General features: G+C 54.3%; 7 protein-coding genes and 1 pseudogene. 6 read left to right on the plus strand and 2 right to left on the minus strand.

What is annotated here, in order from left to right; genetic code table 11:
• Positions 1–32: 32 nt before the first annotated feature.
• A pseudogene (locus K6N12_RS27330) lies at positions 33–492 on the minus strand (helix-turn-helix domain-containing protein); the annotation flags it as partial.
• A 398-nt stretch (positions 493–890) separates the two neighbouring features.
• Between K6N12_RS27330 and K6N12_RS27335 the strand changes: the two are divergent.
• Entirely contained in the window at positions 891–2,900 is a 2,010-nt protein-coding gene (locus tag K6N12_RS27335) for a HAMP domain-containing methyl-accepting chemotaxis protein (RefSeq protein ID WP_004673275.1), read from the plus strand.
• Between the two features lie 521 nt (positions 2,901–3,421).
• Positions 3,422–3,607, plus strand: a complete 186-nt coding sequence (locus K6N12_RS27340; protein WP_004673279.1) for a hypothetical protein — start codon at positions 3,422–3,424, stop codon at positions 3,605–3,607.
• A 70-nt stretch (positions 3,608–3,677) separates the two neighbouring features.
• Here the strand turns inward: K6N12_RS27340 and K6N12_RS27345 are convergent, their stop codons facing one another.
• A complete protein-coding gene (locus K6N12_RS27345) occupies positions 3,678–4,673 on the minus strand; it encodes an AraC family transcriptional regulator (protein WP_004673281.1) in 996 nt (331 codons plus the stop codon).
• 1,195 nt (positions 4,674–5,868) lie between these two features.
• Here K6N12_RS27345 and K6N12_RS27350 point away from each other — a divergent pair.
• The 4 genes from K6N12_RS27350 to K6N12_RS27365 all read left to right on the plus strand — a co-directional run bounded on the left by K6N12_RS27350 (position 5,869) and on the right by K6N12_RS27365 (position 13,717).
• Positions 5,869–6,618: an SDR family oxidoreductase gene (locus K6N12_RS27350; RefSeq protein ID WP_011053351.1), complete on the plus strand. Its 750-nt coding sequence runs from the start codon at positions 5,869–5,871 to the stop codon at positions 6,616–6,618.
• Positions 6,619–6,829: 211 nt separating this feature from the next.
• Positions 6,830–9,343 carry a methyl-accepting chemotaxis protein gene (locus tag K6N12_RS27355; protein ID WP_008534365.1) on the plus strand — a complete coding sequence of 838 codons (2,514 nt, stop codon included), beginning with the start codon at positions 6,830–6,832 and terminating at the stop codon, positions 9,341–9,343.
• A 184-nt stretch (positions 9,344–9,527) separates the two neighbouring features.
• Positions 9,528–10,727: an ABC transporter substrate-binding protein gene (locus K6N12_RS27360; RefSeq protein ID WP_018247148.1), complete on the plus strand. Its 1,200-nt coding sequence runs from the start codon at positions 9,528–9,530 to the stop codon at positions 10,725–10,727.
• Between the two features lie 431 nt (positions 10,728–11,158).
• Positions 11,159–13,717, plus strand: coding sequence for a sensor domain-containing protein (locus K6N12_RS27365; RefSeq protein WP_004673285.1), 2,559 nt, complete (start codon positions 11,159–11,161; stop codon positions 13,715–13,717).
• Positions 13,718–13,904 lie beyond the last annotated feature (187 nt).

The following is a 13,904-nucleotide window of genomic DNA, read 5'->3' on the forward strand; positions in this document are numbered from 1 at the left end:
TTAGCTCACACTGAACTCCTTCCGTGCCTCTGCAGCACACTTTCGTCGATGAAGATCAGTTTCTCCGGATCGAGGTCCAATTGACCATCGAACCAGGCGCGCCGGCGCTTCAGGACGTCCGGTCGGTCCTGCTCCAGTGCGTGTGCGGTCCTTTTTAAAGGTCCACCCACGGCTTCGAAGCCAAGCGCCAAGTGCGCTGCGGCTGATCTTCACCTGCCGCTCGACGGACAAGCGCTCAACCATCTCATCGAGCGTCACATCCCTACGCTCGTTGATCAACGCGACAACGAATTCCTCGTGTGCATCCACTGCCGAAGGTCGTCTCCAGCCCTGTGGCCGAGCAGTCAGCTCACCCTCTTTCGCTCTTGCAATCCAGCGGATCGCCGTCGAAATCCCAACTCCGAAACGAGCCGCAGCCTGTCGAGCCGACATGCCCGCCGCAGACGCTTTCAAAACCCGTATTCGAAGATCATCGCTCAGGGCCTGTCCCATCATCCACCTCTTCTCTGTGGAGTTGAATCAGCTTCGATGGACGCCGTCACATCACAATCGATTCATCGATCGCAGGACTTGCTCTAGGTCGCTCGTGGCGGGGCGAAACTCGGTTGCTGAAAACGATGATGCTCTTCGAACGGCGCCAAATGAAATTTTGCCGGCTGCATCCTCCTTGTAAGCGCGGACGATCCATTGGACGCCTGACTATCCTTAAAACGTCGTCTTTTTGCATTCGAGACGGGCAGGAAAGGCTTCATTAACCAACGCAACCAATAGGTATTCTCAGCTATGTCACAGACCCACAAGATTGATCTGCCGTTCGAATGAATGAAACGGCAATTGGAAGATTTGAGTAGACAAGTCGATCGTCCACCTCACCTAAAAGGTTTGCCTTTATGCCCAAGTCCATTAGACTCGCTTTATCTTTGATATTTGTTCTGCTCTCTCTTCTCGCGGCGGGCCAGGGCATCGTGAGTATCGTCAAGCTGCTGTCCATTAGGAGCAATATATCCGAAGTTGCCAGCAACTGGCTGCCATCGATCGATGTGATAAATCGGATCAATACGATCACCGGGGACTACCGCATCCTGCAGTTCAGGCTGGTGACAAACTCATCAGATTCGACGAGCCTTGCGCATAATATCACCACCTTCCGCCAGAAGATGGAGGATCTCGCGAATGCCCGTGGTGAATATGAGCCGATGGTGACATCCGGCGAGGAGCGTCAGGCCTATGACGCGTTCTCCGCTTTGTGGACGCAATATCAGGAGGATGGCGAGCGGATTGTTAAACTAATGCAGGCAGGCAAGAAGGATGAAGCATTTGCTCTTCTAACGAGTGACGCCACGACGAAACTGTATAATGATAGCGGAGCGCTCCTTGACCAGGATGTCGCAGTTAACAAGCGTGGTGGAGTCGCGGCCGTCGGAAACACGATGGGCGCCGTTTCATCGACGGTTTTGGTCACCATTCTTGCCATGGCGCTGGCAACTACGACGGGCATTATAGCCCTGCTTTACTGCATCCGGAAGATTACCGATCCGATCTCGCGGTTGACTACCACGATGGGCGTACTGGCAGATGGTAATCTCGACACTGAGGTTCCTTTCGCAATGCGCGCCGACGAAATCGGCAAGATGTCGAGAGCCGTTGAGGTATTCAAGCAAAACAGCATCAAGGCCCGCGATCTGAACGCGCAGGAGGCCGCGTTGCAGGCCAAGAGCGCCGACTTGCAGTCGAGCATTGCCGAGGTGGTGTCAGCCGCCGTAGCCGGTGACTTCACCCATCGCATCACCAAGAAATACGGCGATGCGGCTCTCGACCGTTTTGCAGGAAGCGTCAATGAGCTGGTCACCTCTGTTGACCGGGGCATCGCCGAAACTCGCCGAGTTATCTCAGCGCTTGCCGATGGGGATCTGACGGAAAACATGTGCGGCGAGTTTCAGGGAGCCTTTGGTGAACTGAAGAGTAATGTCAACGCCACCATGGCAGCCCTTCGATCCGTATTAGGCGAGGTTCGCTCCGCCGTCGACACGATCAACGGCGGAGCCGGCGAGATGCGCATCGCCTCAGGCGACCTTTCAAAGCGCACGGAACAGCAAGCCGCGGCCCTGGAGGAGACCTCTTCGGCGCTTGAGGAAATCACGGTGGCGGTAAAAAGCTCGACAGAAAGAGCCACGGAAGCCAGCCATATGGTCGATGAGGCACGCAGAAGCACCGAGCAGTCGAGCGCGGTTGTCAAAGACGCGGTCGCCGCCATGGGCCGCATCGAGCAGGCCTCGGATGAAATCGGCCAGATCATTAACGTCATTGACGAGATCGCCTTCCAGACCAATCTTTTGGCCCTTAACGCCGGCGTCGAGGCGGCGCGTGCGGGTGACGCTGGAAAGGGTTTCGCCGTTGTGGCTCAGGAGGTGCGTGAACTGGCACAGCGCTCCGCCACTGCCGCCAAGGATATCAAGGCGCTGATCAACCGGTCCGGCGACGAGGTCAAAACTGGGGTCAGGCTGGTAACGGCCACAGGCGATGCCCTTGGTCTAATCCGAGGCCACGTGATCAAGGTGAACGAGCACGTTCATACGATCTCGACGGCGGCACGAGAGCAATCGACCGGGCTGGCGGAAGTCAGCACTGCGGTCAACCAGATGGATCAGACGACCCAGCAGAATGCGGCGATGGTGGAAGAATCGACGGCGGCCACCAACCGGTTGGCGGATGAGGCTTCCAATCTGGCGCGGCTTATTGCGCGCTTCAGGCTCGACGGTTCGACTTTTGTACGGCGTGTTGCCCACCAGAACGGTAAGCCGGCCGCCTCGCCAGCGCGTGCCCTCTCCCAGAAGCTTGCCGGCGCCTTCGGCGGACGTACTACAGCCGCTGTCGCGACTAAGGAATGGGAAGAGTTTTAATGAATCATGTCATAATTCACCGCAGGATATTATCGGTTTCCATCTGGCAGCCAGCAGTTCTGCATGAAGACGACGTTGATCCCGGAAATCCGGGGGTTAGCAGAGGCGACGCCGCTGCCCCTAACGCATGTTCTCGGTTCAGGGATCTGCCGGTTCTGTCATTCCGGTGATAGAGCTTGCTGCCGAGATAACCAATCCCATCGGTCTAGCCACAGCGCCATTGTCGTCGTTGAGGTAGCAGATGGTATCATCGGCCCGGTCGTCGATCAGGTCTCTGGCATTCTATCGATCAACGGCGATCGGATCCAACCGGTTCGGACTTAGGCGCGACTTCGACCCAACCTTCAGCTACGGAATCACTCCGCTTGAACAAGGGATGGAATGCTCCCTTAGTTTTGAGCAAAGGTTTGGCACCAATCAGGACGCATCGCAGCTGCCTAGCAGACTTTTGCTTTTTCACCTTCCGCGACTGTCTTCCTTCAAGACGCGGAGTATTAACGAAATTCAACGAGAGTTCGAAGATGTCCAAAGTTATCGCAATCAATTTCGGGCAACAGGCTAAGACAGATACCCACTTAGAAAGCCACGAAGATGCACAGTCGCAGCGCCTGGAGCAAGAGCGGCTGCAAATGATCCAAATCACCAATCACCTTGAAGCACTGTACGCTCGGCTGCTGACCGTCTGTGGCGACAGACCGAAAAATTAAGGGCGCAGCGATGGTATAGCCCGGTGGAGCGCTGCGAACCACAGCGCCATCGCGAAGGGCTATTTCCGGGTCAGCTTTCGGGCGGAGAGGCCATCATATGCACTGTTTTAGATGGCAGTTCGCCGTAACGTCTCTTGTACTCTGCAGCAAAACGGCCGAGGTGTGTGAAGCCCCACTTAAGCGCTATTTCCGAAACGCTGATTTTAGCGCCGTTTTGCAGCAGTTCCTGTCGAGCTGCGCACATACGCAAGTCTCGGAGGTGCATTGTGGGGCTGGTATTACGAAATTGTCGGAAGCCGTGCTGCAAAGTCCGCACGCTGACCTTGGCCGCAGCGGCGATATCGTTAAGGGAAATGGGTTGAGCCATATGCTCTTCCATAAACTCCATTGCCCGTTTCACGTGACGAGGCGTGGGAGACGGAGACGGACGACGAAGTTCATCGGTATAGCGATGCATACAGCTTTCGATCAAAAGGTACTCTATCGCGTCGAGGAGCGAGCTATAGGCCGACGGGCATTGTCGCAGAGCCCCCCCGGCACTGAGGCCGCGATGGGCAGACAGGGCTAGTTCTCGCATGAGCGTTCCCGCGCTCGATGCAAGATCAAGGGTCGGCTGAATTTGCAGATTTCCGCTGATCGTCCGATCGAGCATGCGAGAAAGCTTGTCACGCAAGGATTGCGTATCGATCGTCAATGACAGTTGAGATCTTATGCCATCTTGTCGGGCATTCAGCGGAGCATTTGCAACATGCGGCGACTCTACCTGTTGCCCAGACCAATGAAAGACTGCATTCCCGGACGCCGGCAGGAAGACCGTTACGACGTCAACTGGGGAATCTATCATGACCGAGAACGCCCCTTCATGATGGGCATCCGCAACGCCAAAACCATCAAGGGAAATTCGACTGCAGCGAGAGTTAAGCGATCTACTGTCGTGTTGAGCAAGGTCAGAGGACGCCAGGGGCGATGATATCAAAGGCAAAAGACGTTCGGGATCGGAGCCCTCGATAAAGTTGTCTTTCACTAAGGTCCCTTCATCGGGCTTGCTGAACAAACTTTCGGTCATCCAATATAAACCTATCTATGAACACCAACTCGCACATGCCGGGACTAGTTTTCCAAACCTTCAAAGCTCGAGACCGGATGGCGTGCGAGCGATTTTGATCGCGTACATGACCGATTCGGACCTTTGTGGAGGCCGGTTGAATCTCTCATTCCCTAGGCTTTCGTCATGGCGGATCATCACCAGCACCGACATCCACGTTCTCCCGCTCGAGATGGCCTCCTAGTTTTTCAGCGCTGCAGTTGGGAAGCCTCTAATGATGCGATGACTGGCTTCCACAAGCCTCGAACAGATTGACAGATTGTCTGATATACGTTAATGCTATTCCTGATCAAAGGCAAGGCAGCATCAGGGAAATCTGCCACGGTTCTAGTGGAGTTCCCGCACGGCAAATCAATCTAAAGATGCCTCCCAAGGCGAGGGGTGACGGGCTGCTTTCGATCGCAGCCCGTCACGGGAAGGGTGGGAGTGCTATGAGTGGGAGAGAACCTACGCCAACCGACCTTGGAGGCCGTTGAGTCGACACGGAGAAAAATGATTGTGCTGTAGGATGGCCCCACGATTTCGCCACACGCTGGTCCTCTTATCCTGCGCATCAGCATACTTCGGTTATGACGTATAAGAGAGGCACGCTCCAGGCTCAACACTCGGAGACGCAAAGACGTCGACGAGTTCTTTTGGCCTACTAAGCGAGGCGGTCGCGGCAAATATCAATGCGTAAGCCGCGCCTCGTCGCATTGAGTTGACTTTGCGCTCTTCTTAGCGGGTACGGACTCCGGGCGTCTGATTGGGCAAAAGAAGAGCTTAAGGACGAAACCTGATGATGGTCAAACAGCTTGTGCTGCCATAGGCGTGCTGTTGTCTGTGCCGCGCGAACGCGAAAAGCGCGATCAAATCGGAACGTGGCGGCGAGAGAAGACTAACAGGAAAGACCACATCAAACTCAACCGGGTGTCGGAATACCGATGCTTACGGCATTGCGTGCATGAGGCCTCAAAATGACGCCGGTCTCGACCTGTGTCCGCCGAAAATCGCAAAAAGGAATTGACAGATTGTCGGACAAAAATTTTACTATATCGCCCGCGCATTGCTTGTTCGCGGGAGACGCAGCGACGGACCGGGAGTTATAAGTGCTAAACTTGGCCAAAAATGCACAAATTGTCGACCTTCTTAATCTGCCGGAAGCGGCGACCGGCGCGTGATACAAGCGTCTCTGACTCACAAGGCGTGTCATACTCCATCGACCGAGGTACTGGTTGAACGTGACAGTGACGCCAACATTTCTCCTGGGGAAAAAGTCTGTGTCTTGATAGGCGCGTCAAATCCTGTTGGTCTTTGTTTGGCGCGCTCATTTATAGAAAAAGGCTATCGGGTCGCCGTAGGCGACGCCAATCCCGCCGACTTCGCCTCCCTGGCTGAAGGCCAGGGAAACAATTTTTTACCGGTCAAAGTCAACCCGAACAGAGACGTTTACGTCAACTCAATGGCTGACCAGGTGTATTTGCGCTGGAGACGGGTCGACGTTCTGGTGAACATAGTTTTCCGCAGAAATGAAACAACCCAAACTGTAACGGGATCGCTATCCAGCGCGAATCTGGGGCTTGATGCCGTATCCAATCTAATCAGAGTTACAGGTGCCTTTAGCTCTCGACTTCAGGGCGCGGAGCTTGCCGTAGTGGACGTCGCATGGTTCGAAGAGACGACCTCGCTGGAAGCAGAAGCCGTCCTTCAAGCGGCGTTGCGCACTACTACCTCCGCAATTGCTAGGCAATATTTCGGTTCCGGGCTGAGGATAAATGCTGTACACGCCAGCGATGTGAACTCTACGTCTTCAAGCGAAAATGACGTGCTTCGAACAGTGATCCACGCCGTGCAATTCCTGGCGAATTCGGAACTGTCCGGAAAGCTGACAGGGAACGTGCTGGAGATCGATCCTCGGTGCAGATAGATCCACTCCCACGTTCTGATCCGGCAAATCTGCAGGTATTAACCTTCCGTTAAGTTTCTCGAAAGACGCAATGGGCAAGAGGTCAAATCCTAACAACACGTAAAAAAGTTTCGATTGTTTTAGTGAAACTCTTATCCATGTTCGTTCAGGCTCAAACATTACTATTCCAAAAGCGAGGCCCCAGCACCGTTTGAGCCCTTTGGAGGTAAGTATGTTCGTCGATCGCCTGTTGTCCACCTTTACCATAAGAGCAAAGGTGTTATTGGTACTTGTACCCTTGATCCTGATATTGGCGGCAGTTGGTGGGGTCGGCTTAAAAGCAACTGGCTTGCTTCAGTCTCGTCTTCGGCTTTCAAATGAGGTTCTTCAGACCTTGAGCGGGTTTCGAAGTGTCGCGGAAAGTATGAACCGCTTTTTGGCGCAAAGCTCAACGGAGTACCGAGATGAGGCGCTGACAAGTTTAAACGGGCAGAGCGCAACCATGCAGTCGCTCCAGGAAGCGGCGGCAGGTAGCGGGAGCGAAACTGGTGCGCTCGAAAACAGTGTATCGGCAATGTCCGTTATCTCGGGCAGCATCGGCCGCATGTGGTCTTTGCATAATGACGAGGAATCCGTTCGCAGCGACATTGTTTCCAACTTGTCGAAGATCAAGGAGGTCGGAGGCGCCCTTAAATTGGCTGCGGTTGATGTGCGCTCACAAGTACGCAATCAGGAGAACTCCGGGAAAACCATGCTCCGGGAGGCTACCCGCTCACTCGATACGGCATCAGTTATGCAACACATGGCGGAAGACTTGGTGAGCTTGCCGGACGGAGCGAAGCAGCCTCCGACTGTCGCCCAGCAAGGGCTTGTGATCAAAAAGTCGCTAAAAACAGTTAAGCGGGTAGTCTCGACTGCTGACGAGCAGGCCGTTACTAAAATTGAGAGGACTATCGCCAAGCTAATCGCCAACCCCGAATTTGTCGACCCTTCCACACGGCTTGCCGGCTCTGACCTACAGAGCTTTGCGACGAACCTGCGAGTGGATGCGATCCAGCACATGATTGAAGGAACAAATGCGATCCGGGCGTTGGATAAAGCGTTGACGGATTCCGAAATGCTTGTTGCGACGGCGACAACGATCGGCCAGGACGCCGATTCGATCGAAATCGAAATCAATAACCTGTTCCGTACAGCCAACGCAGAGAATCAGCAGCGCCTCGTTGAGCAACTTACAAAATTGGCGCGTGACACCGTGGCAGTTGGAGGCGTTGCCAGCTCGATATCTGGCTTCGATAAAATGCAGGAAGATCTATTCGCCCAGGTGGATTCTATCCAAGAGAACACAGAGAAGCTGGTCAAGATAGCGGAAGCCCGCCAAGCGCAATATTCTGAGGCGGACAAAACCGGCCAGGAGATCTGGAAAAACCTCGTAACCTTTGCAGCAACTCAGGAAAACGATGCTCGCAATGAAAGCAATCTTGCCCGCTTGCTGTCAACTATCGCCACAGTGTCCGGCGTCTTGGTAGCCTTGGCGGCTGGCGCCGGCCTGATGGCGACACTTCGCGCCCCGATCGAACGGATCGCGAAGCGCATGCAAGAGCTGGCAAAGGGCGATCTTCGATCGCAGATTGTCGGACGTGACCGGAGAGACGAAATAGGTGAAATGGCTCGCGCACTCGAGGTTTTCCGTGAAAATGCTGTCTCGAAGATGGACATCGAGACACGAACGGAAGCCGATAGGAAAACCGTTGAACAGGAGCGGATGGATCGTGAACGCGAACGCGCTCAGATGGAGGAGGAGGTCGCAACTGCCGTCACCATTCTAGGAGAGGCGTTATCTCGATTGGCGCGTGGCGACATCTCTCAAGAAATTGACCGCCAATTCCATCCCAATCTTGAGCCGCTGAGGCGCGATTTCAATCACTCGCTTTCGATCCTGAGAGAGACAGTGTCTCATATCGACGAGAATACCAATCAAATTCAATGGGGAACCAGCGAGCTTTTCAAAGCCTCAGATGATCTGTCGCGGCGAACTGAATTGCAAGCCGCCTCACTGGAGGAGGCTGCGGCCGCCGTCGAACAGGTGACGGTCACGGTCAGAAAATCATCCGAGAATGCCTATGAAACCCAGGCTTTCGTGTCCGTTGTTAAAGAACACGCCGAGGGTGCGGCAACCATTGTGACCGATGCGATCAACGCAATGGGCAGAATAGAAGACGCGTCCCACAAGATCGGCCAAATCATTGGTTTGATCGATACGATTGCGTTCCAGACAAATCTTTTGGCACTAAATGCTGGTGTCGAGGCGGCTCGTGCTGGAGATGCCGGAAAGGGTTTTGCAGTCGTAGCCCAGGAAGTGCGCGAACTTGCCCAGAAATCATCAGCTGCAGCCCGCGAGATTCGCCACCTGATTTCGGAATCCTCTTCGGAGGTGGCGATCGGCTCAGATTACGTGGGGAAAGCAGGTGAGGCGTTACACAACATAACGGCGTCGATCTTGAAGATTTCCGATCGGATTGATCAAATCGTCAATTCGAGCCGCGAGCAAGCGGCGTCCCTCGCCGAGATCAACAATAACGTCAATGTACTTGACCAGGGAACACAACAAAACGCTGCCATGGCCGAGCAGACAAATGCCGCGGCAAAGACTCTCTCGGATCAGACTAACGAACTCAGCGAGCGGCTCGCTTCATTCAAATTGACCGAAGATAAGTCGACGCGTCGGGTTAGGTTAGTGGCGTAAGCTACGCATCGAACGAGACTGCCACGCGTCGGATGGCCACTGTGATAGCGGCGTTCTACTGAAGGGAAATCCGCTTACGGAAGCGAAATCCGGCCTTAGGCTCTTGGTCTCCCTTTCGCCGCCCGTCTGACTGTAAAAAACCCACCTAGAGCCGATCAACCTTCAAGAGATCAACTGCTTTGCAATGCTCAGAGACACGAGAGGTATCAAATCCGTGCGCATACGTGAAATTACAAGAGCCATTATTCTAATCACCGGCTTGGTGATCCCTTCTGTAGCGGCCGCCGGTGGCCTTACGGAATTGCCGCGGGAGGAACGAAAAACCTACGAGTTGCTCGATCCAAAGTTGCCTACAGGTGAATCTGTCTTCCGCACGTTTAAGGCACAGCGAGCACCGCCGTGGAAAATTGGGTACGCATCGACATATGCTGACAATTCTTGGCGTGCGAGTATTCTTGATGAGTTCACAAACAAGATTGTTCCAGCTTTCAAGAAAGCGGGGCTGGTCTCCGAGTTCATCGTCACCCAGTCAAATCTTGAAGACGCTGTCCAGATCAGGCAGATGCGGCAGATGGTAGACGACGGCGTTGATGCAATTATTATCTGCTGTTCGAACCTCACGGCGCTTAATCCTACGATAGAGTATGCGTATTCAAAAGGAGTGCCTGTGTTCTCGTACTCTGGTTACGTAACATCGCCGTTCGCCGTCAACGCAACTGAGAACAACATGCAAGGCGGGTTTGAGGCGGCGAAGTGGCTCGCTGAAGAAATCGAAGGAAGTGGCAATGTGCTTCTCGTTTCGGGGATCTCCGGCTTTGCCTCCTCGGACAGCTTTGACGTCGGCGCAAAGAAGGCTCTGGAGTATTATCCCGAGATAAAGATCGTAGGTCATGTCGACGGGAAGTGGACAGACAAGGTCGCGCAGGCCGAGGTGCAAAAATTCCTTGCAGCGAATCCCGGTCGAATTGATGGTATTATCGTTCAGTCGGGAGCTGAGAATGGTGTTATCAACGCGGTGCGCCAGTCCGGGCGCGACATGATCCCAATCGTTCTAGGGGGCGAAGCTTCGGCAGCCTGTTACTGGCGACGGAACCCCGACTTCGTAAGCAAGAGTTTTCATTTCTGGCCGCCGCGCTCTGAGGCGGGTTTCGTATGGGACGTAATGATGCGAACTCTTGAGGGACAGGGCCCCAAAATTCAGACAATCCTGCGGCCAGCAATTCCCAGTACCATAGAGGATGTAATGGCGGTTTTGCCAGCTGATTGCGATCCTAACTCTGAGGATTGGATCGAGCCGAAGAATACAGCTTGGTGGTCTGCCAGCGCTGCTGCTAAATATTTCGATAACCCAGCGGATCCGCTCTCCTGGAAGCCGGCCGATTGAAGATCGCATGCGGGGTCTGTGTGGAATGCGGTGCCTTCATGATCGGCTCTCGTGCAAGGTAGGCTGCGCTAAGGAATGACAGTTCAAATTGGGAAATGCCCGGGTCGCCTCAGGAGACATGAGACAAGCGATCCGGTTCCAACGAACATATTTGCTCCGCGGTAGCATTCTTCCTCCGGCCCTCCTCTCGCCAAACGGGACAACATACTCATTGCGCCTTTCGATCTACGTGCTGCCGCGAAGGTTGTTGCTTCGAATGTGAAAGCAAAGTTCATTTCCGACCGCACTATCCGGCTCAGGCCGACGCGCGGTTCGACGCCTTACTGACATATCTGCATCAATTTGTTGCTCGAATGATTTGGGTGGCGTTCCCGGAATTCCTGATCGGATGGATGATGCATCTGTCTTGGCCCTCGGTAAGGAGCTTCACGATGAATTCGACTTTACAACCGCTTTGGCAACGCTCCTTTTTTCAGAAAAGGCGCAATCGCCGGAGAGACGAAGCGCTGCATCATGATACCTCAGCCGACCGAGGAGCGCTGCTTGAAGCATTGATCGGCGTGTTGCCCCTCCCAATTTTCTTCAAAGATCTGCACGGTCGCTATGTCGGTTGCAACAAGGTTTTCGAAGATCTCCTCGGTCGCTCGCGCGACGAGATCATCGGGAATACAGATTTTGATCTCAGTTCAACGCAACTGGCGGAAATTTATTCTATTGAAGAGAAAGGCCTTCTTGAAAGGGGTGGAGCCCAAGTCTCCGAGCGTAAGATCGCTCTCGCAAACGGCGCCATCCTGGATGTTGTCTGCAACAAGGCAGTTTTCAGAGGTCACGACGACGAGCCCGCGGGTCTGATTGGCGTTATCATCGACATAACCGAACACAAGTTGGCGGAGCAGGAACTCAAAAACGCTCTCGAACTAGCCCAAGGGATCGTCACCGCTATTCCAGACGTTCTGTTTGAGGTCGACGAGGATGGGCGATATCTTCAGGTCTGGACCAGAAATCCCGAACTACTAGCCCAGCAGCGGGAAATGCTACTGGGTAGGACGGTCGACCAAGTTCTTGCGCCTGATCAAGCGGCTATTGCAATGGAGGCGCTTCGAACTGCAAGCAGTGAAGGAGTTGCCTACGGTCGATGCATTAGCGTATCCTTGCCAAACGGCGAGACCCGATGGTTCGAGTTGTCGGTGGCTAGACGACCAAGCGCCGATCCTGACGCCGCCACCACGCTCCTGGCATTTTCGCGTGATGTCACGGAACGAAGGCAGGCGGAAGACGCCATCAACTCCGTGCGGACGCAATTGCTAAGTGTGCTGCAAACCATTCCTGACATGGTTTGGGTAAAGAATGTCGATGGCGTACACCTGTTGTGCAATCATGCATTTGAGCGGCTGACCGGGAAATCGGAGGCGGAGGTCGTTGGAAAAACGGACCTTGAATTGTTCGGGGCTGAGAGAGCTCACATTTCCGGAAAATCTGATGAGGCCACGATCGAAGCCGGTGGCATACTTATCGACGAGAATTGGGTGGTTTCCCCGGAGAACGGTCAGTCCATTCTTCTCGAAACACGTAAACTTGCGGTCCTCGGCGCCGGGGGAGAGGTTACAGGAGTCCTCGGGGTCTCTCGCGATGTCACGGAACTGAACGCCTCGCGGGAAAAAATCAGGCAAATGGCCTTTTACGATCCGGTGACTTCTTTGCCGAACCGCTTGCTGTTTAACGAGCGATTGCAAAAGGTCGTCAGTGACGCGTCGTCTCAACGTCGGCGGACAGGGGTAATGCTGATTGACATCGACCATTTCAAAGTCGTGAACGATACGATGGGTCACCCTGTGGGTGATCAACTACTCTGCCAGGTCGCTACCCGGCTTAAGAAATCTGTCCGCGATCTCGACACGGTTGCGCGTCTCGGCGGCGACGAGTTCGCGATTCTGTTGCCGGAAATCCAGACAACCGACGATCTCGATTGGGTTGCGTGCTCGATCCTCGAGAGATTCAAGGAATCTTTCCTATTGGATGGCAAGGAAGTCTACGTGTCATGCAGTGTAGGCATCGCGATCTCGCCCGACGACAGCACAGATGTCAACGATCTGGTGAAATACGCCGACTCTGCGATGTATCTTGCCAAACGCTCGGGGAGAAACAGTTTTCGCTTTTATTCGAAGGATTTGACTGTGGGCGTGGAGGAGCGGATGCAGTTGGAATCTGAATTGCGCCGCGCTATCGAGCGCGAAGAATTGGAGCTGCACTACCAGCCCAAGGTGCTTCTGGACAGCGGCGTAATGATAGGATCGGAAGCGTTGTTGAGATGGCCTCATCCCGAGATGGGCATGATTCCGCCGGTTCGATTCATTCCGGTCGCTGAGGATACCGGGCTGATCGTTGAACTCGGGCGATGGGTGCTGCGTGAAGCGTGCAAGACGGCGAAGGAGCTGAACGCCGATTGCCACCACCTGCACAAGATTGCAGTCAACCTTTCGGGTAAGCAATTCCAATGCTCACGGTTGGTAAACGAGATCGCTGCAATCCTCGGTGAAACCGGTTGCCGCGCGGAATGGATCGAAATCGAAATCACGGAGAGTCTGCTTCTCGATCGGAAGGGCGAGACCCTGCAGACGCTTCTTAAGCTGCGTCAAATGGGATTTTCGATTGCTATCGATGATTTTGGCACCGGTTACTCGGCGCTCAACTATCTAGCCCGCTTCCCGATCGACACGCTGAAGATCGATCGGTCATTCATAAATAGCTCGGACAAAAGGAACGAAGAATTGGTCAAAGCGATTCTGTCCATTGCACAATGTCTTGGGCAGGACGTGGTGGCGGAAGGTGTTGAGACCGCCGAGCAGGCAGCATTTCTCGCAGCGAACGGATGCGGTTCGGCGCAAGGCTTCTTTTACAGCAAGGCCCTGCCGAAGATGGAATTGATCGCTCTTTGGGTGCGCGCGTCCGCCACCGGCTTCGTTTCAGATCGTTACGCCGCTTCGCGATGATGAGCGCGAATAAGGGAAAATGTCACCTGTCTGATGGACGGTGATGCGGTGCGCGCTGTGAGACAACTCAACTTGAGCCTCGTCAATCTCTGAATGTCTGCGGTTTTTCGCGGAACAGGGGGCAACGCTGGGTCAACGACCATGCGTTGTGCGGCCCCGCGAGCCGCATTCTCGAATGCTCTGCTCC

The sequence above is a fragment of the Rhizobium redzepovicii genome (genome assembly GCF_019793435.1).
Lineage (GTDB): Bacteria > Pseudomonadota > Alphaproteobacteria > Rhizobiales > Rhizobiaceae > Rhizobium > Rhizobium redzepovicii.